Origin of the sequence: Cohnella sp. GCM10027633, assembly GCF_042675445.1 — a bacterium.
In the GTDB taxonomy this organism is placed as follows: domain Bacteria; phylum Bacillota; class Bacilli; order Paenibacillales; family Paenibacillaceae; genus Cohnella.
On the sequence record NZ_JBHTGV010000023.1, the window covers coordinates 1 to 21422 of the forward strand.

A 21422-nucleotide genomic window follows, 5' to 3' on the forward strand; every position below is an offset into this window, starting at 1 on the left:
ACATCCGATTCTATAATTACGAACGACTACAAAGAAAACTAAACGGCCTCAGCCCCATGGAATACAGGGCTAAGGCCGCATAACAATTTTTATTTATTATACTGTCTACTTGACGGGGGGCACTTCATTGTTGGGAGGTCTTCTAATCATTATTGTATTGTGGTTTTTACTTGCTCACGATAGCCCTGAACATCCCAATTTATTGCATTAGTATCGGCTATCATTAAGAAGAAATCCATTCTTTCTCTATTTTGTCGGAAAAGAACGTTTTAGAATAGTATGACCATCACCATATAACCCCTAGTTGAACTAATTTTTCAATAAGCTTTTCTTGTGTAGCAATAGTTTCCAAAGTTACTTGCTCTGCATGAGAAAGTTTAGACTGTAGCAACTGGATTTCCGAATTAGCGACTTCCAGCATCTCACGTTCCGTCTTTGGACGAGGAATATATTCATACCACATAGATAAATCTTGAGGATTAATAAACAACTCCCCCATGTTCCCGAGGTCTATGATTGAACTATCCGGTTGAGGCATTACACTAACTGCAAAACCTTGTCCTACTTCGTCAACGGGTACATTGTGTTCTAGGCCTTCATGTAGATAATGAATGGCATGAACTCTATGCTTAGATGGAGTTATCTCTTGTGTTTGTACAAAATACATGGTAATTCCCCTCTCAAATTAAATAATAGTGGCATAGCCTTTTAATTTTATTGCGCCCCCACCTCTAGCTATATACACAAACCCGTCATATGGGGAATAGAATCCTTCAATTGGATCAAAAGTTAGTGTTTCTTGCACTGTTCCAGAACTTCTGTACCTAACAACACCATTACCTGCTCCCGTAGATACTTGATATATATCGCCAAACGGGTCTACGATGAGCCCTCCCGTCGCGCTATGTTGAATTGCTGCGACGAAACTAGATAGTAAAACTCCTGCAACAGTATAAAAATAAATCCTATGCTTTGCTTCAGCCGGCTTATATCCGAAAATAACAATACGATTATTTTTAGAATCGTATTGAATCTGAGGAACGCCGCCATACGAGCTTGTCTCGATCGGTACGCGAAATACCTGTGTGCCCCCTGGTGTGTACTTATATAGATAGTTAATGCCGGGGTTTGCACCATTCGTAGCTGTCACATAAATATTGTCTGTTGAATCTATACACAAGCTAACCGCAGGCACATCCAATGACACTCGCCACCCAAAACTACCATTTTCATTTATTTTTTGAAGATAGCCTATAGTTGGACCAATATGATACATATTATTTGATGTATCACATACCGCTGACGGAGAAGATCCCGTATCTCCAGCCGCCACCCATCCCGCACCAGAAGTCGAGTCCCAATATTGTCCGCCATAAGATGCATGATAGCATTGGATACGACCTTGTTGTTGAGCAACTGTAAGCTTTCCATCGCGTCTAAATTTGGGGCAACCTTGATTCGCGCCAAAGTTTAAATACGGCGAAAAGTAGATTGATCCCCCTGCTGTATACCATCGTAAATACTGACGGTTTTCAAATGTAACCATTTCTCCGTTAATAGGGCTAATATCAATAGACTCATAAAAATTAGATACTCCGTACCCATCCCACCCCCAACTAACCGGTACTGTTCCGATCGGCACTACACTTCCCACTCCATATTCAAGACTGTTTCCAGTTATACCGAATATTGATTTCCCTTTACGTATATTGGCTGGTAGTGCATCGAGGGCTAAGGCTCTAATCTCCGGCGAACCACTTACCGCATTCGATAAGTATGCACCATTAGGAATCTTAAAGTTAAAATATCCAGCTCCATCTGTGGAATATCCTAGATTATCAGTTATAGCGGCGCGATTCACCATCGTCCCACTAACCAACCCCGCATCCGTCCCGATCGTCTTCCCCGCCAGCACGTCCGCGGCGACCGCCGTTCCATACTCCCCCCCTTCACCCTGTACAATAAAAGCCGTTCCGTTGTAGCGAAGCGTATACACGCTATCCGCCTTCAACTTGCCGGAGATCATCGCGCTCCCCTTGCTGTCGAGGATCGCCTTCGTCCCTAGCCCGCTCACATTCAAAGTGGACGCGCCGGTATTGGCTACGTTGATCTTCACCGCGACGCAGACACCCGCGGCATATGCGGCAAGCGCCGGCGACAGCGTCACCGCGTAAGCGTTGGCGGAGCCAGTTGCTGTCGCAAATCCCGGTTGCCGAATGTAATCGGTGACCGCGGACTTCCCGTCGAGCTGCGTTTGGATCGCTCCCGTCACGCCGTTCAGATACCCGAACTCCGCGTTGTCCACCGTACCGCCGCCGATCTTACTCGCGTCGATCGCGGCCGCGGCATGGACGTCGGCGTTCACGATGACGCCCGGCGCGATCGCCGTGACGCCGTCGCCGTTGCTCGTCACGTCCCCGGTATGGTTCGGATGCGCGTACAGATTCGCCCCCGACGCAATGCCGGCGAGCTTGCTCTTCTCCGTCGTCGTGTAATTCTCTTGGGACAGCCCTCTGCCCGCGACCTTGTCGACCTTGCCCTGCACCGCGGCGTCGAGAATGTCGGCGTTGCCGTTGAAGTCCTCGACGTTCACCGTGTCGGCGTTCTGCGGCTTCTTCAAGTTCAGATTCGTCGTGTACAACATTACGTCGCACCTCCATAAGTTCTTAATTCGTACCAAGTCGATCCCGCGGCTTCGCTCCAGCTCATCTCCGGCAAAGCCCCCCAAGCCGTGTACGTATATTCGAAGTCGTACGCCAGGTGCGCAGGTTTAATCGCCTCTAGCATGCGAACGAAAGCCTGCATGTCGGGCGGAATGCCGAGCGTGCCGACGAACCGCACGACGAACCTATGCTCTGCCGGATGCTCGTCTACTTCGACTTCACCGCCGCTGAACGCGGCCGCCGCGCGAACGATCATCTCCCGGGTCGTCGTGCCGCTGCCGAGCAGCTTCGCCGCGACCTGCTCGCGGCGTCTTGCGAGCGGCTTCGCCGGCTCGACCGCCAGCCCGAGCTCCTGCTCCCACCGAGCGATCCCCCATGTCGCCGTCGGCAAGAACAATTGCGCCAGCACGGCGTCCGCTTCGCCCCGAAGCTTCCCTAGCTCCTCGCCTTCCGAGGACATCAATGCGTTGAACTCGCGAATCTCAGCATAGAACGGAGGAAGCAGACTCAACAGCTCAATCGCTGGCGCATCCGGCATTTCGCCCTCATCTCCCATATAGAGCCAAGTTCCGTATAGCCCGCCGACGTTATCCGAAGCCATCGCCTACACCTCCAGCTCGACCGTGCCGACAGTAGGCACCTGGTCGTCGTCCAACGAGACGTTGGACGTGCCGCCGTTCACGGTCAATACCGCGTAATCGATGACGCCCGGCGTACCAAGCAGCAGCGTTCCGATTCTCGCGTAGCTTACGTACGTCGACTCGAACGCCGCCGACTTCACATACTCCGTAATCGTCGCCTCGAACGCTTCCTGAACATCCGCCAGCGAATACCCCGCCGCGAGCGTAACCGATGCGGCGACATAGATTGCCAGCGCGGTCGCGGACACGACCGTGACCGCCGCTCCGATCGGCCGGAGCGTCTCGATATAATCCGCGACGTCCGAGACGAGCGTCGGCGTCGCCGGATGCCGGTCCGCATCCACGATGATGAGCTTGACCGAGCCCGGCCCGTCCCACAACGAGACGACCCGCGCCGCGCCCACGCCCGCTACCTCTGACGCCCACTGCTTATAATGCGACGCGTTGCCGCTCGTGGCCGGCTGCCGGACGGCAAGCAGGTAACGAGCCCGCAGCTCCTCGTCCGTCTCCGTATCCGCGCCCGGCACGAGCACGTCCGCCAGCTCCGCTCGAACGAGCCCAGGCACGTAATCGAGCGGCAGCAGCGCCCCGAAGCGCTGATTCCCGCCCTCGCCGGCCGCTTCCGCCTCCAACTCGAAGCTCCCAAACCCCAATCGCTCCGTCACGATATAGTAATCTCCGGCGATGCCGTACCGACTGCCGATCGGCACATCGAACGGCGCTTCGCCTTCCGAGAAGAACAAGCCTAACCTTTTCGACCGCGTCGCCGCTCTTCGGGTCACCCCGCGATCCGATGCCCGCAAGTCGAGGAAGCCCCCAGACGACGTATCCCCGAACGCCAGGTTCAACGCCGTATCCAGCTCCGCGTAAAGCCTGTTCATCTCCCATGCCGCCGGAGCCAATGCGTCGTAGATGACGCTGCCTTCCCGCTTGTCTACCGTATCCGGGATTCTGTCCAGCATCCGTTCCAGAATGACCGAATAAGATTGCCCTTCGTACATGTCACATCGCCTCCCGAATCGTCGTATTCCCATAGATGGATACGACCGTGCAACCGATCTCGATCGCGTCGCCCCTCACGGACGACCGAAAATCGGTCACGTCCTTCACCCGATCATCGACCGACAAAGCATCGGCGACGAGCGACTGCAGTTCAGCCTGGTGACCGATTCCGACTCGGATCGAATGACCCACGTTGCCCGAATAGATCGCATGACGGAATCGCTCCGTGCGCAGCGTTTTGCCCACCGCCTGCTTCACCGCCTCCAGACCGTCGATCATTCCGACCGCCCGTCCGCTCGCCCAATCCAACCGATACGTTCGGCTCGGCATCGGCTGGTCGCCTGCTTCCGCCGCCAACGCGGCGCCTATCGGCAGACTCATGCCGTCAGCCTCCCCGCGACGATGAATTGCCGGCCGCCCGACGTTCGCAACAGAATGACCTTATCGTCCGATTCCAATCCCCGGCGAATTTCCGTAAGCTCCCCCGCAATCGTCAAGCTAAGCTCCGTCATGTGTTCCGGCACGATCAGGAACGCTTCCGTCAGCGCGAACCGCTGGTCGATCGTAATCTCGAGCGGACTCGCCTTCGTCACCGTGCCGTAGACGACGTCCATCAGCTGCTGCGACTGCATATACGCCCCGACGACCCGCTTCATCTCGTTCAGCATCCCGTTACCCCCTCAATTCCAACGACATCGTATGGCTCCCGCCTTGAAAAGAATGTTTGCATTCCTCGACCAAGTAGTTCTGGTTGATCCCCTGCTCCGCGATCGTCACCTGCACGACCGATCCCGCTCTCACCGAAATATCCCCTAGCGCCTCGATCGAGAACTTCCGTTGCTCCCGGTTTTTCAGCTTTAGCAGCCGTTCGGCCATTTCTTTGATTTGCGCTTCGTTCAAGCCCTCGTCGACGGTCTGATATAGCTGCAGCCGCCCCCACTTGGCGATCGTCTCTCTGTCTTCGAGCTCGTACGGTTTAACTTTCTCGCCCCCGCCGCTCTTCTTGTCCTTCGCCAGCTTGATCCGGTTGTAAGTCTCGGAATCGATGCTTCGGGAAGCCGAGTACCCGTAAGCCAAGCTGCGGTCGCCGATGAGGACGTTCGCTCGCATCTCCGTCAAGTTGCGCAGCGTCAACCGACCCGCGTCGTCGTACAGCACGAACGAAGTTCCCTTCGAGAGCAGCGTCTGGTCCAACGCCTTGCAGATCATATCCAGCCGCTTCTGTCCGGATTCGCCGAACACCGGAATGACGAATTCCGTATCCGTTACGTGACCGACCGTAAGCCCTATCGCCTTGGCGTTATCGATGAGTACCTGAGAAGCTTTGACGTTCGCGCCGTAGTAAGAGTCCGCCTCGAGCAAATACCGGATCTGGTCGTACGCCGTCAATTGCCATTCGCGCTCTGCAGAGCTATCGATCGTGAACACGTATCCGTAAAAAATCGCCCGCCCGTCCAGTTGGACTCTAACCACGTCTCCGCAGCCGACCGTGAACGCCGACGACTGCCACTCCGGCGGAAGCACCACGGTCAGATCCAACGAACCGGGCTTGCCGACGCGGCTCGTCTTCCAACCGAACTGCGGAACGAGGCTCGTGATATCCCACATCGTCCCGTTGCGATTGTCGACGATGATCTGAAGGTCCCGATACATCCCCATCCCGCTTCACCCTTTCTTCGACGGAAGCTGCAACACCCGGCCGACGCGAAGCGACCGGAGCTCTCCGTCCTTGATCCCGTTCAGCTTCTGGATATCCCGCCACCGCGCGTCGTCGCCGAGCTGCAGGCGAGCGATCTGGATCAAGTTATCCCCGGGCTTGATCGTATAAGTCGTCGGGGGCACCCGGTAATCGGCGCGCTTCGCCTGTTCCTTCGTTTGCTTCGTCGAGCCGTCCTCCTGGACGACCGAACGGATCTTGATCGGGCTGTAGAACACATACTCGAGCAGATCCAACTTGAAGTAGATATCTCCGGGAGAGCCCGCCTCCTCCCAATAATCGAACTTGTCGATCGACACCGGAAGATGAATCTTCGTGCTGTCGTCGCCGGTCTCTTGCCCGACGTAGATGAACCTCGCCGGATGCCGCGAATTCATCCATTTCGTAATGTCCTGCACGAACCGATGCGGCTTAAGCTGTTGCGCTAGTCCGGCCGACTTCTCCTCGTCTCGCTTCGTAATTCGGTACACGTACGACGCCGACGCGTCCGCCGGGAAGAAGCTCTCGACCGTAATCTTCCGAAGCTCCGGCGCTTCGATCGCGTTCATGCGCCCGAGACCGACGATGTTGTATTCCTTGCCCGCGCCGCCCCGCTCGATCTTGATCTCCTCCGGAAGCACGGGGAAGAACCAGCCTTCATCCCCGTTGTTGTAGGAGAGCGCCATCGTGAACGGCTGCGTCATGTATGGGCTTTGATCCGGCATTTCCACTCACCTCCGGCCATAATAAAAAGCGCCCCCTCGGGAGCGCTTGCCGCTATAACTGATATACGATTATTTCGCGCTTGCGAACAGTTCCTTCGCTTGCTCGCTCAACGTCTCAAGTAGGAATCGTCCGTTCGACGGCCAATCTTTCATAACGTCGAATTGGCTCGCCGCTTCTTTCATCGCGTCCGTATCTTCGTACTCGTAAATTTTGACGACTTTGTTGCCCGCCATATAGAACATCACGCCGTTGATCGCGCCGACCATCTGGAACATCTGCTGTTCGTTCGGATCGACTTCGATGCCCGCGTCCGTGAAGACCTGAATCAGATCGGACAAGCTTGCCGGCCCTTCGGATACGGTCGCTTTGTCGTTGCCGTTTCCGCAAGCCGCCAACACGACGACCAGCAGCAGAAGTATCGCTACCTTTTTCATTGACTCCACCCTTTTCTCTTTATTACGCTACGCGAAAATGTAGAACAGTCTCCTATTTTATCATTATTTAGGAGATTTTAAAAGCCGGCATAGACGCCGCCCGCCGATGACTCGATCTCCTGGCTGACTCGGGCGCCGATCTTCATTATGACGTCGTCTACGTCCACTTCCTTGCTGACCGGCCCCGTCGTGACGCTCACCGTCGGCGTCAGCGTGACGAAGTTCTGGATCGACTGAATCTCCGCCAGATCGCGAATAACCTTCAGATCCTCGCTCGAGATTTCGACCGTCGAATTGACTTTGCCGACTTCGCCGACTCGTTCTACATTCAAGGCTTGATCGCCTGCGTTAACCGCGCTTAACGCTGCCGGAGGAGTCGATAACGCATTCGCGCGATTATAATCGGCCAGAATTTGATCCGTATTCGGATTGTTCTGCGCGCTCTTGGCGTTACGAGCCGCTTGGCGCTCGGCCAACATGTCGTCGCTCTTCTGCGCCCGTTCCTTAGCCTTGCTCGCAGCTTCCGCGCGCATGTCTTTCAGAGCAGCGGCGTTGGCCTGCTTGATTGCGGCGGCGTTCGCTTCCGCGCCGGAGCTGAAGTTCACTTGCCCGACAGCTTGTATATTTACGCCCGGTATCTTATTCAGTGCATTGATCGCCCAATTCACGCCGTCGATGACTCCGTTGATCATTTTCTCGACGACTTTGAGAGTCAGCACGAGCGCACTCTGGAAGACGTTAACGATTCCGAACCCGATCATCGCGAAGAAGATCGGAACCTGATCGAAGAAGTTCAAGAGCCCGTTCCAAGCGCTCATAAGCCCCGCCGCGAAAGCGTCGTTGCTCTCCCATAGCTTGAATAGCCATACGATGAGTCCTGCGACCAGGGTGATGATCAGAATGATCGGATTCAAGTTCATGACCGCGTTCCATATCGCTTGCGCGGCGGTAACGACCGCCGTCGCGATCGCGAGACCTTGGGTAAGCAGCAAGTAGACGCCGACCGCGGCTACGATACCCCAGATGATCGGCTCGATGATGCTCCAATTCGAGGAGAAGAACTCGGCCACCTGCAGCATGATATCGCCCAGAGCGGCGAACCCCGTAGCCGCGAGCGACAGTCCTTCGCCCAGCGTATCGAAGAACGGCTGGAACTGTCCGCTTGCGAATGCCGCGTTTACCGAAGCAATGAGCGGAGCGATCGCTTGCAGCGCTCCCATGCCGGCATCCGCCATCACGGACTGGAAACGATTCCCCAACTGATCGACTTGGTTGGCGGGAGTGGCCATCATCTGATCGAATGCCTGCTTGCCCATATTCTGCTTCTCGAGCAGCGTATCGAACGCTTGCAGGAACCCTTCCATGTCTCCCGCTTCTGCAAGCTTCTGGATATTCGACGCGTCGATCTCCGGCTGAGACATGTTGTATTGCGAAGCTAAATCGCCCGTATCTCCGGACATTGCCGCTTTCAGCGCGGCCGCCGCGTCAGCGATGCCGCCGCCTGACATATCGAACGCCGCCATCCGCGACGCCATCTCGTTCAACTGGCTCAGTTGATCCGTATTGTTCGTATTGCCCATGAAAGAGAGCGTGTTCTTCATCGCCTCGTTTACGTCCTGGCCGGCCGTCAGCGCTTCCGCCTTGATCTTAGCGAATAATGCTTGTCCGACTTGGGCGTCGCCGGTTCGGGCGATGAACGCGTCGAGCAGCTTCTGCTGCTCCATCGCCCCGCCCAGCGTCGAGCCGAGCAGGCTTTTCACGTTATCCATGGAGAATACCGTCGAAGCAATGTTCTTCATCGTATCCAATAACCCGCCGGCCGCCGAGCCGCTCGCGCCCATTTGTTGACCGATATTCTCCTGCAGCCCGGCAACTTGCCCCGCCAGGGATTGCACCCCTGCCATCGCCGAGTCCAGCCCGGACGTATCGACTTTCAATCGAATCGGCGATTCGACTGATCGCTTCAGTCTCTTCGCGGCAGCTTCTATCAGGTCCATGCGCTTGCCCACTCGCAGCAACACCTCGGACAGCGCACGGTACGACTTTAACGAACTGCTTACCGTTGCCATTCTATCCTCTCCTTTCCCTCAGAATGATAAAGAACGGCGAAGAGGCCTACCGCCTCTTCGCCGACTTCATCTTCCGTTTCTCCGCCTGCACGCGCTCGTCGATCATCGCGTAGATAGCGGCCTGCTCGTACCGGTTCATGCGCATCAGCTCATGCGGCAGGATGCCGAGCTCATGGAGGGCGTAGTAGGCGTAGTTCGCCTCCGCGTCGCCCTCCTTGATCAGTTTTTTACGTCTTCGATCAACTCTTCCGTATCGCGATCGAAGCCGTTGATCTCTTGCACCTTATTGACGAGCTGCGCGTATTCGCCCGGCAGCAGCATCGTCCGGAGCAGCTTGTCCGCGCCGAGCACGCCGTACGACTTCTGAAGCTCAGCGTCGCGCAAGTTCGGGAAGACGACGCTCGCCGCGGCCAGCTTGACGATGTACTCGTCGCCGTTCACTTCCGTCGATCTGCCGCCCTTCGCCTTCACTTGCCGGGTCGCCGACTTGCGGATGCTCTCGTTCTCTTCCTCCGTCATGCTGCGCAGTTGCCACGGGATCGGCTGACCGTCCGCGTCCTTGAAGCGGTCGGAGACGACGACTTCCACGGCGTTCGCCGCCGCTGCATTCTGCGCGTAAAATGCGCTTAAACTAGACATTCCCAATTCCTCCTCTAGTGATCGTTATACGTTCGTCGGATGCGTGAACGGCGTCGCGACGTCGAAGCCTTCGAAAGTGAAGGCGACTTCTTCGTCGAGCAGATCCGCTTCGGTGTCCAGCTTGGCGATAATGACGCTGTCCAAGTTGACGCCCGTCAGATTGACCGTCTGCTTGCCGATCGAGGAGTTCGGATCCTCGTTCACGACTTGGATGTCGAAGTACGTATCGATGCCGTCCTTGACGTACTTCTGCATGAGCTCGCGGAACTTCGACGTCACGTAGTAGATCGTCATCGAGCCCGTGCCGTTCCAGCCGTTCGCCTTATGCTGCGTGCCGCGGCGGCCGAGCGTCTTCACTTCCACCTTCGACTTCTCCACCGTCGCCTCCAGCGACTTGATGTAGAACATCTCGTGCTGCTCTCCGCCGATCGTGGCGTATGCCCGGCCTTCTTGGCCGGAAATCGTATCTCTCGCGTGCAGTGCCATCTTTTTTCCGCCTCCTTATTAGCGTACGTTGACGCGCATATAGATTTTGTCGACCGAATCGACCGGTTGAACGTTCGCCTCGATGTACAGGCTGTCCGCCTCCGCACCCGCTGCGACCGTAACGTCGGTCTGCGAGTTGAAGTCGCGAATCGCTCCCGCACGCTGCAGGCCCTCCAGGTAGAAGACGATCGCCGCGCGGAACAAGCTCTGGCCGTCGGCGTTGTTGCTTACCTTACCGATATACGACGTCTCGAAAATCCGCTTGCAGTCGTTGCTCACGCCGTCGAGCACGCGAATGACGCGGTTCTTGCGGAACGACGCCGGCTTGTCCGTGGACAAGCTCTTCAGCGTGTTCACGTCCTGCTCGACGTAGGCTTTGCCGTTGCCGGCGGTGAACACCAGCTCGCCCGCTTGCAGCGCCGCTTCGATCTGGCTGTTCGTATAGCGGGGGGATGCGTCGACCGCATCGTCGTACCCTGCATACGTCAGCGACTCGGATACCGAGGCCGCCGCGGTTGCCGCAGCTACCCAAGCGGTCGCCTGCGCCGCCGACAACGTCGTGCCGTCCGCGAGAACGACGCCGTTCTTGACGCTGACGATTCCTTCGTAATCCGCCGTCGGATAGGCTGCCAAGACGCCCAGCACTTTCTTGCCCTCATCCTCCCGCTGTCTGCGAACGAAAGCCGCGTATACGCCTTTGAGCGTCGTGTCGGTTCCGGCGTAAGCGACCGTCTGATAGTCTTTCAATTCCAACGCCGCGAGAAAATCCGAATGATCCCCGTTCGTCGCGCTGCCATTGGCGCCGCCCGTAAGCGGTACGCCGGCCGTCGCCGACAGGCTGCCGGTACCGGCGAACGTCACCCATTCGTTGGCGACCAGGTCCGAGACGTTCGCGCCGATCTGCTTGTTCACGACGATGCCGTCCAGCAGCGTCGTCACGTCGAACTTGGCCGCGTCGTCCACGTTAACCTGCGCCGCGATCGCCAGGTCGTTACCCCGAACGCCGCCGTGCTTGGCCGTCGCGGTCAAGTTGCCCGCTGTAGCCGTCGCCTTCGTACCCGCGTTCAAGCGATAGAGCAGCAGAGTACGCGCCCGCTTCAGCGCTTCCTTGGCGAGCAAGAGCGGCGCGCTCGTCAAGTCGAATCCGAGCAGCTCGCGTACGTCGTCTTCCGCCCGAATCTCGAGCAGCGTCTTCGCCGGACCCCACGGGAGTTCCAATGCCAATGCCGTGACACCGCGTTCTCCGAGCGTTACCGCCGCATTTCCTTCGCCGGCGAACTTCACGTACACCCCCGGCCTTACCTTGTTCTGAACCGTCCAATTTCCTCCCGCCATCTTACGACACCGTCCTTAACTTGAATGTGGTAATCAATTGTTCGGCTTGCTCGATCGTGTAACTCGATTCTTCGTCCAGCAACGCCGACAGAATATCTTTATCTTGCGAGGCGAACCGCCGCGCCGATAGCAGCTGCGCCTTGCCGAACACCGCGTCCGCAGGCGCGATTGGCGTATTCTCGCTCATTTCATGCCGACCTCCCGATCCATATGCTGCATGACCGGCTCGTTCGCCGAGCTGCCGCGCATATAGAGTTGATATGTTACGTAGTAATGCGTCGTGCCTTCCGAGAATTCATACCGCATATCGGTACCTCGCACCGGATGGCCTCCGACCGCGATCTTCTCCATTCGTTCGAACAATCCGTCGATCACTTCGAAAGTCTGCTCGTAAGTTCCGCTCTCCGGCGCGACATATCGGATAGCGAACCGATAGATGCGCGAATGCCTGGAGCCTAGCGCTCTCGTCTGCTCGACCGGCGACAACCTCAGCACGAACCGTTCCGCTTCAGGCTCCGGTCCGTCCGCCTCGCCGTAACGGGGAATGTCCGGGAACCGATCGCCCAGCGCGTCCATGACCCCGCCGTACACATCGTTAATCGTAATGTCCACTCGTTCACCTCGGTTCGTCGGCGGCTTGTCCGGCTTCCGCCTTCGCGGCAAGCCCTCCGACCGCGATCAATAAGGCCGTTAGCAGCCTCAGCTCGCGTATTTCCGACTCGTATTTGTCCTTCGTCCGCCTGCGCTCTTGCTTCAGCTTATCGACCTGCAGCTTGCGCGCCTCGTTCGCTTCGATCTCGGCCTTCAGCTTCTCCAACCGTTCGTCGCGATCGTTCAAGCTGACCAACGCCTGCTTCTTGGAATCGTTAAGCGCGTTGTACCGCTGCTTGGGCACCATGTGCTTCGGCAGCTCCTTGCCGATCCGGCCGACGATTGCTTCCAGCGTCTCTTCCTCGATGCCGAACGACCTCAGCAATTGCCTCAACCACGCCATGCCTTTTTCGCCTCCGTCCTTTTTATACTGGAAGTGCCAGTTGCCGCGGCCGCTATGCTTCGACCGCTTAAGCATGCCTAGTTTAACGCCTTGCGACAGGGCCGCCTTGCCGGGAGTCGTTGTCTTACTCTCCTATACTTACTGCCGATTCGTACGTCTGCCGTACGACAACGACGCTCAGATCGCTTGCGCCACCTTCGATTTCGCCCGCGTGACGAACTGCTGCACGCTGCTCTTCGTCAGCTTCAGCTCCTTGCCGATCTCCGCGAAGCTCAATCCTTGGGAGACGTGGAGCAGATAACATTGCAGCTCCCGGTGAGACAGCTTCAGCAGAATTCTGGCGACCTCGGCTTTCTGCGCCTCCGTGATTCTCGATTCTTGGGCCGGCGGGGCGTTCGGCAGCAGATCCATGTCCATGAGCATGGACCGCTTGTACGCATCCCGAATGTCCGCCCCCCTGCCCGCATTCGGTTGTCTGCCGGTGCGCATCCACTCTATCGCGTAGTTCATGTCCGCGATCATGCTCTTCACGACCGCCAGCTCGCGAAGCACCTCATCCGACGGGTCCTCGGCCATCAGCTTCTCTCTATACTTATCCAGCTTGCGTCTACCCGCGATATATTCGCGTTGCAGCTCCGTCACCCATGTCATGCGTTATCCCTCCGCTTTATCTACCGCTTTTGTACGCAGTTGCGTATATCGTGTTCTTTAATTTAATCTCAATTGCGTTCATTGTCAACCTTGTTTTTACAGAAATAAACGCAGAATCGTTCAAAATGACGTTTACAGATATACATACATGGTGTAGGATGTAAGGACGAACGAATATTCGTATACCTGCGACTTTGGGGTGCGCCACGCATGAACATGGACCGAATGGGTGAAATATTAGCGGAGTTAATCGATAAGAGAGGGAGTCGGAGAGCGTTCGCCGAAGAGATCGGCATGCCTCCGACCACGTTGCAGTCGATGCTGTCGAGAGGACTCGCGAGAGCTTCCGTCGTTAACGTCGTGAAAGTGTGCCAAGCGCTCGGCCTCACGGTCGAACAGCTCGGGGAGATGGCTTCCGACGAGTATTCGGCGGAACCGGAGACGATCGCGGCGCACCATGACGGTGATGCTTGGTCCGAAGAGGAATTGGCGGAGATCGAGCGGTTCAAGCAATTCGTTCGCATGAAGCGGATCGAGCGAGGGAGCGATTGAATGCACTACGAAAGCCTGCTACAGGAAGCGCGGCATCGGAAGGTCGACGTTCACGAGGTACCGCTGCTTCCCGCGACGAAGGGCTTATACGCCGATCAGACCGTGTGGATCAATCGCTCGCTCCCGACGACCGACGAGAAGGCTTGCATATTAGCCGAGGAACTCGGCCATTATTATACGTCGACCGGCAATATACTCGACCAATCCGACGTGCGTAACCGCAAGCAGGAGCGTCGCGCCCGGCAGTGGGCCCACGAACGGCTCGTTCCGCTCGGCCGAATCGTCGATGCCTACCATGCGAGAGTGAAGGGGCAGCACGAGATCGCCGAATTTCTCGGCGTCACGGAGCCATTCTTGCAATCCGCACTCGATCGGTACAAGGACCGGTACGGGCTATGCGCCTTCGTCGGAACGCGCTATATCGTCATCTTCGAACCTCTGAGCGTTGCGGAACTATTCGAACCTCGTTAGGCCCGACAACGACAAGAAGGCTTCGCCGCGATCGCTCGGATCGTCATGCGAAGCCTTCTTCTACCCTCGTACTACTCCATCCATCCCTGCAAAATAATCCTTCAACCCGTCGACGATCGCCTGCGCCGTCCGAGTCTGCGTATCGTCGTCCAGCAACGCGGCTTCTTCGTTCGCGTTCGTCAAGTAGCCGAGCTCGAGCAAGACGGCGGGAACGTCGCTATGAGTCAGCACCTTCCACTCCTCTTGCTTAACGCCGCGGTCGCGGAAACCGAGCGCGTCGATTAATCGCCGGTGCACCGACTCCGAGAGCGCGATGCTGTCTTCCTTGTAGTAATATGTCTCGGTGCCGGACACGGAAGGATCCGTATACGTGTTGCCGTGAATGGAGACGAACGCGTCCGCGCCGATGCCGTTCGCGATGGCCGGCCGATCCTCGAGCGGCAGGAAGAGATCGTCTTCCCGCGTCATCGTGACTTCGTAGGCCGGGTCTTGCGAGAGGATGTCCGCGACCTTGGCCGCGATGAACAAGGTGACCGCCTTCTCGTAGTTGCCGCTGACCCCTTCCGCTCCCGGATCGACGCCCCCGTGTCCCGCGTCGATGACGATTCTGCGCACGCGATCTTCTCCGGCCGCGGTACCGCCCTTATCCCCTTGCTGCACGGATGCATCCGCCGACGTAACGATCGGAACCGGTTCCGCATCGTTCTTGGCCGAGCGGGACAGCGCGTTGGTGGACAAGGACCATACGCTGAACAGCAGGACGAACGCCATGACGAGCACGACTAGCTTAGCGGGTTTGCGAGAGCGCCTGTATTCCCTGTTCATCGGTAGATTCGCCTCCCATCTGCGCCGTCGTATCCGTATACGAGCGACGCATTCTCGATTTCTCTTCATCGGTCCGGGTGTCCGATCCGGCGTTCATCCTTGCCGGGACCACCGTGAATTCGTAACCGTCATGACCGGTCACTTGCCGGCGATTCACCCAAGTCGGCACGTACTCGACCTTTTCGATCGCAGCGTGTCCGGTCTTCCGGTCTTTGCGCAAGACGAATCGAATGATGACTCCATCCTCGGTATAAGGATTATCCAGCGTTTCCGTTCGTTGATTGGAGATGAAGTTGCCCATCGAGTACGCGACGTATGTCCGGCGACCGTCACCTGCTTCGATCGTCTCGAGCGGTTGAATGACATGCGGATGACTGCCCAGAATGATATCGACGCCGGCTTCCGCCATCCAAGTCGCAAGCTCGCGTTGAGCGGCGGACGGCTCCCGCGCGTACTCGACACCCCAATGCATGAACGCGATGACGAAATCCGCGTTAAGCGCCTTGGCATCCGCGATATCTTGCTTGATCTTCTCCTTGTCGATCACGTTGATCATCGTATCCCGTTCTGCCGGCGCGAGAGACGATTCCAGCCCGTTCATGCTTTCCGTGTAAGATAGGAAGGCCAGCTTCATTCCCTTAACCGTCTTCAGGAGCACGCGGGATTCCGGTTTACCGGCGTACGTGCCGACGGTGTCCAGCTCCCGGCGATGAATCTGTTCGAGCGTACGGACGACGCCGTTGCGCCCTGTATCCAAGCTATGATTGTTCGCGGTGGATAGCACGTCGAAGCCCGCGTATCGAAGCGCATCGATCGACTCGTCGGGGGAATTGAACCTTGGATAGCCCATATGCGCGTATTCGTCGGTGCCTCCCGTCGTCGTCTCGAAGTTCGCCACGGCGAGATCTGCGGATTCGATGATCGGCTTGACCTCTTCGAAGAACGGCTTGAAATCGTACGTTCCCGAAGCCTCGTTATAACCGCTATCCAGCTGGGTTTGATGGAACATGATATCGCCGACGGCGGAGAGCGTAATCGTCTCGTCCTGCTCTTCATCCGGAATCGCGCGGCCCGATGCTTGCGACGCGACTGCGTCACCCGTCGCTTCGGCCTGTCCGGCTGCGCTATCCGCGCCGTTGGCGGCTTGATCCGATCGCTGCTGCGGCATACTGCACGCCGAACTGACGAGGAGCAGCGTCAAGGCAAGCGTTGCGAGTACCTTTATTTTACATTGTCGATGTCGTAGCCGTTGATGCCTCACTTTCCCCTACCCTCTCTCGCTCACGAACTGTTCGTACGTCAAGCCGCTCTCGTACACTTGCGTCGCCATATCCACCCCAAGATAACGCAGATGCCATGGCTCGTATAAGTAACCTGTAATCTTCTCTTGGTCTTGCGGGTAACGGATTATGAATCCGTATCGATGCGCATTCGCCGCCACCCATTGGCCTTCTTCCGTCATTCCGAAGTCTTCCGACAGCTGGAGCGACACGCTCTCGGACGTGATGTCCATGGCAAGTCCCGTCTGGTGCTCGCTCTGTCCGGCCTTGGCGCTGAACCGATTGGCTTCGTCTTCCCCGTGCTTGTCCGAATAGCCGGCATAGAGTGCTTCTTGCGTCGCGTAGGAACGGTAGCCCGATCGGGCATACAGCCGGTAGCCCGCCTCTTCCGCTGCAGCGAACAGGGAGACTAACGCATCGGCCGGCTCCTTGCGCGCTTGGTTCACTTCGGGATTATCGAGCACGGTCGGGACAGCTACCGTTACAAGATCTTCCGGAGCGTAACTCGACGGCAACGGATTCTTCTTGTTGACCAGCGCTAGGATCGAAGCTTCCGTATTTCCGGTCATGTCGACTTTTTCTCCGACACCGGCTTCCTGGGTAGCTGCCTCAATATTCGGAGTTCCCGATGTCGGGATAGCCGTCGAATGAAGCGCCTCGCCCGTTTGCGGCGAAGCCAGCGTATGCGCGCAAGCCGTCAACGCAAGCGACAGCGCCGCGAGGACGATTAGGGAACGGCGTTCGAGTCTATACATGTGATGAGCTCCTTCGTTTACCTCGTACCTGTCGGTCTCCTTCAGTATAGGAAGCGAATATATGAGAAGTTAGATCGAGTTGTAAAGAAGTTGTATGCATGTCGAAAAACCCCGGATTCCGCTTCGGGATTCCGGGGCTCGGGGCTGCAGAGCAATATTCGCCGCGATTACTTCACGTAAGGCGCGAAGAATGGCAGCGTCATAATATCTTTCAGGAAGCCGACGACTTCATTCGTTCTGGCATCGATCGAGACATTAAGAGCGATCTCGCCGTTCTCCTTGTTCCGATAATAGATCTCGGAGATCGAGCCGTAGTAGCTCAGCTTCGCATCGTTATCGAATTCCGTCATGTCGTACCCGAGACGTTCCAAGTACTCTTTGGAGGTCTGAATCATATCCGCTTTGTCCTTATTCGCGGCTGGAAATCCGACGGTCTCGTACTTCCTGGCGATGCCGAGCACCTCTCCCGTCTCCGCATGAAGGATGACCATGATCCGCCCGGAGGAGGCGATCGACACGGTAACGAAGTATAGCGGGCTGACGATCCTCTCGTCTTTGTATTCATCCACGATCATGTACTTGCGCTTGATATCCGCCTGGAACAGGAACAGATTATCCAGCGCTTGACCGACGGAGGGCGCGTCCAACGATAGCACTTCGAAGCTCATGTCTTCCTCCGCCGGATGCAAGTCGAGATACTTCCCGAGCGCTTGCACCGCCAATCCGCGCGCCGTCTCGCTCGACAGGATCAGTCTGGAGTCCCCGTCCGAGACGTCGGATGTCTTGCCGATGGGGCGAACCCGGACTTCGTTCTTCTCGACCGTCTCGTAGAATGTTCCGCATCCGGACAGCAGCAGCATCGCGGACAACGCGAACCCTATCATTGCCTTCCCCTTCATGTTCGCGCCTCCTTCCTCCGTACCCGCGCTTGCTCGCCGAATACGACCCGTATCGTCGTTCCCTTGCCGAGTTCGCTCGCGACTTCGATCTTGGCGCGATGGATATCGGCGATGCTCTTGCATATGGATAGACCGAGTCCCGTGCCTGTCCGGCTCGTCGTGCGGGATTGATCCGCCATATAGAACGGCTCGAAAATATGATCCCTATGCTCCGGGGCAATCCCCGTGCCCTCGTCGGCCACTTCCAGCACGCAGTCGCCAACGTAATCTTCGCATCTCGTGCGCACCCATATCCGGCCGCCATCGACGGAAGCCTTTACCGCGTTATCGACAAGATTGAGAATCAGGATATGAACGAGATCCGGATCGAGCATCACTTCGGGATGGCTATCTTCCGATAGCTCCAAGACGAACCGCACGTTCTTCGCCACCGCCTTGGGGTTCAGCTCCATTTGCGGCTTCGCTGCGGCCACGATCTCGGATAGACGGCCTGACTGAAGCAAGTATGCGCGTTCTTCCTTGCCCAGCAGGATCAGATCCATGAGCTTGCCGGAGAGCGCCTCTAAGCGTCTCGCCTCGCCGTGAATCACTTGGAGCCCATCCAGAAAAGTACCTTCGTCGTACTTCGTCACGCGAAGGAAATCCGCATAAGCGATTATCGAGGTCAACGGCGTCTTCAACTCGTGCGTAATGTTGTTGATGAACCGTTGTTTCTCGCTATTGTTGCGTTCCAACTCGCTTATCTTCGTCTCTACCACGTCGGCCATCTCGTTGAAGTTGTTCGCGAGCACGCCGATCTCGTCTTTGGACGTCGCCTTTACGCGTCCGGAGAAATCGCCTCCCGCGATTACCTGCGCCGTGCGTACCATCCGATCTATCGGCTTCGTCAACCCCTTGCTAACCAAGTACATCACCAACATGAACAGCAAGCAAGCGATCGCATCCACTCGCAAGAAGAAGCGATACTGATCGGTCCGTTCCTCGTAGATCGCCGTGACATCCTTCAGATAGGACAGCACGTAGTCTTGCCCGTTCACGATTATCTTGTTCGCGGTGAATAGCAATGTTCGCTCCCCGACGTCTCTGATCATGTATCGGGTCTCTTCGGTCGTTAGTCCGGTTAATTCCCGCCGTTCCTTCGGCATGTCGAAATCCATATTGGTGTATACGATGCCGAGCGCTGAGCTCGAGATTTCCAGATAATCGCGCTGCTCGCCATGCTTGGTGACGAATATATTCGCGAGATCGGCCATGGCCGTCTTGTCGTAGTCGCGCGAATCATAGAGCTGCAGCGCGGGAGCAATCGCCTCTATACTCGAGCGTATGCTCAAGCTTTCATTCAGCCCGCTCTCCGCCGCCTGCTGCAGCAGCTTGCCGTGATTGCGTTCGATGACCATGTACGATGCGGCCCCGACGACTAAGATGAACGGAAGGATCGTGAAGATCACGATTTTCAGCCATAATTTCATCGCTTAATCCTCCAACCGGTAGCCGATCTTGTACACCGTCTTGATCTGGTCGTGCCAGTCCAGCTTCTTGCGCAGCGACTTAATGTGCATGTCGACCGTTCTCGTCTCGCCGTAGTAATCCGCGCCCCACACCTTGTCCAGGAATTGCTCCCGAGACAGGGCGATGTTCTTGTTCTTGATCAGAACGATCAACAAGTCGAATTCCTTCGGCGTCAATTCGACCGGCGCATCGTTCATCGTCGCTTCCCGCCGTTCCGGGTATACCTTCACGTCCTTGAAGGCGAGCGCGCTGTCCGTCTTGCCGTACCTGCGCAATACCGTCTCGATTCTCGCTAACAGCTCGATCGATTCGAACGGCTTCACCATGTAATCGTCGGCCCCGAGCCTCAGCCCGTTCACTTTATCCACGACGCTGTTCCTTGCCGTCAAGAAGATCACCGGTATGCCGAGCGGTTTGATTCGATCCATCAATTCGAAGCCGTCTAGGCCGGGAAGCATCGCGTCCAGCAGGATCAAGTCGAAGTGATTTCCCCGGGATAGCTCGGAGAGAGCCGCTGCTCCATCATCGATCTCCACCGCGTCATAGCCCGCTAAGGACAAGTTCATCTTAATGATCTTCGAGATATGGACATCGTCTTCTACGATAAGAATCCTACGCGACATCGGGGTTCGACTCCGTTCTATAAGTGCTACGTAGCCTATATTGTAACACGAATGCCATAACAGCAAAAAAAGCCCCGCATTTGCGAAGCTTTCGAAGTTAAAATTATGGAGCGGGTGATGGGAATCGAACCCACGCTATTAGCTTGGAAGGCTAAAGTTCTACCATTGAACTACACCCGCGCATCAAACCCACTGCTGAAACTGAAAATGGTCGGGACGACACGATTCGAACATGCGACCCCCTGGTCCCAAACCAGGTGCTCTACCAAGCTGAGCTACGTCCCGATGTATCCTATCCAGTTGTGAAGATGGCGCGCCCTGAGAGATTCGAACTCCCGGCCTTCAGATTCGTAGTCTGACGCTCTATCCAGCTGAGCTAAGGGCGCATATGGAGCGGAAAACGGGATTCGAACCCGCGACCTTCTCGTTGGCAACGAGATGCTCTACCACTGAGCTATTTCCGCATAATGATGGTGCGCGTGGAGGGACTTGAACCCCCACGGTCGCCCGCCAGATCCTAAGTCTGGTGCGTCTGCCAATTCCGCCACACGCGCACGATGTAACTTGGCTAAAGTAATACTGGTGAGCCATGTAGGACTCGAACCTACGACACCCTGATTAAAAGTCAGGTGCTCTACCAACTGAGCTAATGGCTCGCTCAAGAATGGCTGGGGATCTAGGATTCGAACCTAGGATGACGGAGTCAAAGTCCGTTGCCTTACCGCTTGGCTAATCCCCAACGGTAAGCCTATTGTATAGATGGTGGAGGCTGAGGGGATCGAACCCCCGACCCTCTGCTTGTAAGGCAGATGCTCTCCCAGCTGAGCTAAGCCTCCGTATTGGTGGTGACCCCTAGGGGATTCGAACCCCTGTTACCTCCGTGAAAGGGAGGTGTCTTAACCGCTTGACCAAGGGGCCATGAATGGTTGGGAAGATGGAGCTCTCAACCGGGATCGAACCGGTGACCTCATCCTTACCATGGATGCACTCTACCTACTGAGCTATGAGAGCATGGTTCCTAGCCATTATGACATTCAAACGCTCTAGCCTGGCAACGTCCTACTCTCCCAGGACCCTGCGGTCCAAGTACCATCGGCGCTGGAGGTCTTAACGGTCGTGTTCGGGATGGGTACGCGTGGAACCCCTCCGCAATCATCACCAGACCAGAAGTC

Annotated in this window: 26 protein-coding genes, 10 tRNA genes and 1 rRNA gene; 3 read left to right on the plus strand and 34 right to left on the minus strand. The window is 56.6% G+C overall.

Annotated elements, in window-relative coordinates; translation table 11 throughout:
• Positions 1-2: 2 nt before the first annotated feature.
• Entirely contained in the window at positions 3-83 is an 81-nt protein-coding gene (locus ACFQZG_RS26965) for an IS3 family transposase (RefSeq protein ID WP_378157656.1), read from the plus strand.
• Between the two features lie 203 nt (positions 84-286).
• Here ACFQZG_RS26965 and ACFQZG_RS26970 read toward each other — a convergent pair whose 3' ends face one another.
• The 17 genes from ACFQZG_RS26970 to ACFQZG_RS27050 form a co-directional block, all read right to left on the minus strand.
• The gene (locus tag ACFQZG_RS26970) at positions 287-667 is read right to left on the minus strand and encodes a hypothetical protein (RefSeq protein ID WP_378157834.1); all 381 of its coding nucleotides are present in this window, start codon (positions 665-667) and stop codon (positions 287-289) included.
• Between the two features lie 18 nt (positions 668-685).
• A complete protein-coding gene (locus tag ACFQZG_RS26975; protein ID WP_378157835.1) occupies positions 686-2644 on the minus strand; it encodes an NHL repeat-containing protein in 1959 nt (652 codons plus the stop codon).
• Positions 2644-3264, minus strand: coding sequence for a YmfQ family protein (locus ACFQZG_RS26980; protein ID WP_378157836.1), 621 nt, complete (start codon positions 3262-3264; stop codon positions 2644-2646). Before ACFQZG_RS26980 ends, ACFQZG_RS26975 begins: the two co-directional genes overlap by 1 nt.
• Before the next feature lie 3 nt (positions 3265-3267).
• On the minus strand, positions 3268-4305 hold the full coding sequence (locus tag ACFQZG_RS26985) for a baseplate J/gp47 family protein (RefSeq protein ID WP_378157837.1): 1038 nt from the start codon (positions 4303-4305) through the stop codon (positions 3268-3270).
• 1 nt (position 4306) lies between these two features.
• Positions 4307-4687 (minus strand): DUF2634 domain-containing protein, encoded by a 381-nt coding sequence (locus tag ACFQZG_RS26990; RefSeq protein WP_378157838.1) that lies wholly within the window; start codon positions 4685-4687, stop codon positions 4307-4309.
• A complete protein-coding gene (locus tag ACFQZG_RS26995) occupies positions 4684-4974 on the minus strand; it encodes a DUF2577 domain-containing protein (protein WP_378157839.1) in 291 nt (96 codons plus the stop codon). The genes ACFQZG_RS26990 and ACFQZG_RS26995 overlap by 4 nt, the downstream gene beginning before the upstream one ends.
• A 4-nt stretch (positions 4975-4978) precedes the next feature.
• Positions 4979-5965, minus strand: coding sequence for an XkdQ/YqbQ family protein (locus ACFQZG_RS27000; RefSeq protein ID WP_378157840.1), 987 nt, complete (start codon positions 5963-5965; stop codon positions 4979-4981).
• Between the two features lie 6 nt (positions 5966-5971).
• Positions 5972-6727 carry a LysM peptidoglycan-binding domain-containing protein gene (locus tag ACFQZG_RS27005; protein ID WP_378157841.1) on the minus strand — a complete coding sequence of 252 codons (756 nt, stop codon included), beginning with the start codon at positions 6725-6727 and terminating at the stop codon, positions 5972-5974.
• Between the two features lie 69 nt (positions 6728-6796).
• Positions 6797-7162 (minus strand): hypothetical protein, encoded by a 366-nt coding sequence (locus tag ACFQZG_RS27010; RefSeq protein WP_378157842.1) that lies wholly within the window; start codon positions 7160-7162, stop codon positions 6797-6799.
• A 77-nt stretch (positions 7163-7239) separates the two neighbouring features.
• Positions 7240-9231, minus strand: a complete 1992-nt coding sequence (locus ACFQZG_RS27015; RefSeq protein ID WP_378157843.1) for a hypothetical protein — start codon at positions 9229-9231, stop codon at positions 7240-7242.
• Positions 9232-9450: 219 nt separating this feature from the next.
• Positions 9451-9870 carry a phage tail assembly chaperone gene (locus ACFQZG_RS27020; protein WP_378157844.1) on the minus strand — a complete coding sequence of 140 codons (420 nt, stop codon included), beginning with the start codon at positions 9868-9870 and terminating at the stop codon, positions 9451-9453.
• A gap of 24 nt (positions 9871-9894) precedes the next feature.
• The gene (locus tag ACFQZG_RS27025; protein WP_378157845.1) at positions 9895-10356 is read right to left on the minus strand and encodes a phage tail tube protein; all 462 of its coding nucleotides are present in this window, start codon (positions 10354-10356) and stop codon (positions 9895-9897) included.
• Positions 10357-10374: 18 nt separating this feature from the next.
• Positions 10375-11691, minus strand: a complete 1317-nt coding sequence (locus ACFQZG_RS27030; RefSeq protein WP_378157846.1) for a phage tail sheath family protein — start codon at positions 11689-11691, stop codon at positions 10375-10377.
• A 1-nt stretch (position 11692) separates the two neighbouring features.
• Positions 11693-11878 (minus strand): hypothetical protein, encoded by a 186-nt coding sequence (locus ACFQZG_RS27035; protein WP_378157847.1) that lies wholly within the window; start codon positions 11876-11878, stop codon positions 11693-11695.
• Entirely contained in the window at positions 11875-12303 is a 429-nt protein-coding gene (locus ACFQZG_RS27040) for a phage tail terminator family protein (RefSeq protein ID WP_378157848.1), read from the minus strand. Before ACFQZG_RS27040 ends, ACFQZG_RS27035 begins: the two co-directional genes overlap by 4 nt.
• Positions 12304-12307: 4 nt before the next feature.
• On the minus strand, positions 12308-12760 hold the full coding sequence (locus tag ACFQZG_RS27045; RefSeq protein ID WP_378157849.1) for a phage scaffolding protein: 453 nt from the start codon (positions 12758-12760) through the stop codon (positions 12308-12310).
• A 102-nt stretch (positions 12761-12862) separates the two neighbouring features.
• Positions 12863-13336 carry a sigma factor-like helix-turn-helix DNA-binding protein gene (locus tag ACFQZG_RS27050; protein ID WP_378157850.1) on the minus strand — a complete coding sequence of 158 codons (474 nt, stop codon included), beginning with the start codon at positions 13334-13336 and terminating at the stop codon, positions 12863-12865.
• A gap of 216 nt (positions 13337-13552) precedes the next feature.
• On the opposite strand from ACFQZG_RS27050, the gene ACFQZG_RS27055 reads away from it, so the two are divergent.
• Together ACFQZG_RS27055 and ACFQZG_RS27060 are read left to right on the plus strand one after the other, a co-directional pair.
• Positions 13553-13888 carry a helix-turn-helix domain-containing protein gene (locus ACFQZG_RS27055; protein WP_378157858.1) on the plus strand — a complete coding sequence of 112 codons (336 nt, stop codon included), beginning with the start codon at positions 13553-13555 and terminating at the stop codon, positions 13886-13888.
• Positions 13889-14359: an ImmA/IrrE family metallo-endopeptidase gene (locus ACFQZG_RS27060; RefSeq protein ID WP_378157851.1), complete on the plus strand. Its 471-nt coding sequence runs from the start codon at positions 13889-13891 to the stop codon at positions 14357-14359.
• A 60-nt stretch (positions 14360-14419) separates the two neighbouring features.
• Here the strand turns inward: ACFQZG_RS27060 and ACFQZG_RS27065 are convergent, their stop codons facing one another.
• The 17 genes from ACFQZG_RS27065 to rrf all read right to left on the minus strand — a co-directional run bounded on the left by ACFQZG_RS27065 (position 14420) and on the right by rrf (position 21413).
• Positions 14420-15184 (minus strand): N-acetylmuramoyl-L-alanine amidase family protein, encoded by a 765-nt coding sequence (locus tag ACFQZG_RS27065; RefSeq protein WP_378157852.1) that lies wholly within the window; start codon positions 15182-15184, stop codon positions 14420-14422.
• A complete protein-coding gene (locus ACFQZG_RS27070) occupies positions 15147-16352 on the minus strand; it encodes a CapA family protein (protein WP_378157853.1) in 1206 nt (401 codons plus the stop codon). The genes ACFQZG_RS27065 and ACFQZG_RS27070 overlap by 38 nt, the downstream gene beginning before the upstream one ends.
• A 99-nt stretch (positions 16353-16451) precedes the next feature.
• On the minus strand, positions 16452-17219 hold the full coding sequence (locus tag ACFQZG_RS27075) for a M15 family metallopeptidase (RefSeq protein ID WP_378157854.1): 768 nt from the start codon (positions 17217-17219) through the stop codon (positions 16452-16454).
• A gap of 167 nt (positions 17220-17386) precedes the next feature.
• Positions 17387-18118: a hypothetical protein gene (locus tag ACFQZG_RS27080; RefSeq protein WP_378157855.1), complete on the minus strand. Its 732-nt coding sequence runs from the start codon at positions 18116-18118 to the stop codon at positions 17387-17389.
• The gene (locus ACFQZG_RS27085) at positions 18115-19587 is read right to left on the minus strand and encodes a sensor histidine kinase (protein ID WP_378157856.1); all 1473 of its coding nucleotides are present in this window, start codon (positions 19585-19587) and stop codon (positions 18115-18117) included. The genes ACFQZG_RS27080 and ACFQZG_RS27085 overlap by 4 nt, the downstream gene beginning before the upstream one ends.
• 3 nt (positions 19588-19590) lie before the next feature.
• The gene (locus ACFQZG_RS27090; protein ID WP_378157857.1) at positions 19591-20250 is read right to left on the minus strand and encodes a response regulator transcription factor; all 660 of its coding nucleotides are present in this window, start codon (positions 20248-20250) and stop codon (positions 19591-19593) included.
• Between the two features lie 106 nt (positions 20251-20356).
• Positions 20357-20430: transfer RNA gene (locus ACFQZG_RS27095), tRNA-Gly, on the minus strand.
• Between the two features lie 28 nt (positions 20431-20458).
• Positions 20459-20535, minus strand: a tRNA-Pro gene (locus tag ACFQZG_RS27100).
• A gap of 24 nt (positions 20536-20559) precedes the next feature.
• Positions 20560-20636: transfer RNA gene (locus ACFQZG_RS27105), tRNA-Arg, on the minus strand.
• A 3-nt stretch (positions 20637-20639) separates the two neighbouring features.
• A tRNA-Gly gene (locus tag ACFQZG_RS27110) sits at positions 20640-20714 on the minus strand.
• Positions 20715-20721: 7 nt separating this feature from the next.
• Positions 20722-20804: transfer RNA gene (locus ACFQZG_RS27115), tRNA-Leu, on the minus strand.
• Positions 20805-20830: 26 nt separating this feature from the next.
• Positions 20831-20906 (minus strand) — tRNA-Lys (locus ACFQZG_RS27120).
• Between the two features lie 9 nt (positions 20907-20915).
• Positions 20916-20989, minus strand: a tRNA-Gln gene (locus tag ACFQZG_RS27125).
• Positions 20990-21010: 21 nt separating this feature from the next.
• A tRNA-Val gene (locus ACFQZG_RS27130) sits at positions 21011-21086 on the minus strand.
• A gap of 7 nt (positions 21087-21093) precedes the next feature.
• Positions 21094-21168 (minus strand) — tRNA-Glu (locus ACFQZG_RS27135).
• Between the two features lie 17 nt (positions 21169-21185).
• A tRNA-Thr gene (locus tag ACFQZG_RS27140) sits at positions 21186-21261 on the minus strand.
• 35 nt (positions 21262-21296) lie between these two features.
• A 5S ribosomal RNA gene (gene rrf, locus ACFQZG_RS27145) occupies positions 21297-21413 on the minus strand.
• Between the last annotated feature and the right edge of the window lie 9 nt (positions 21414-21422).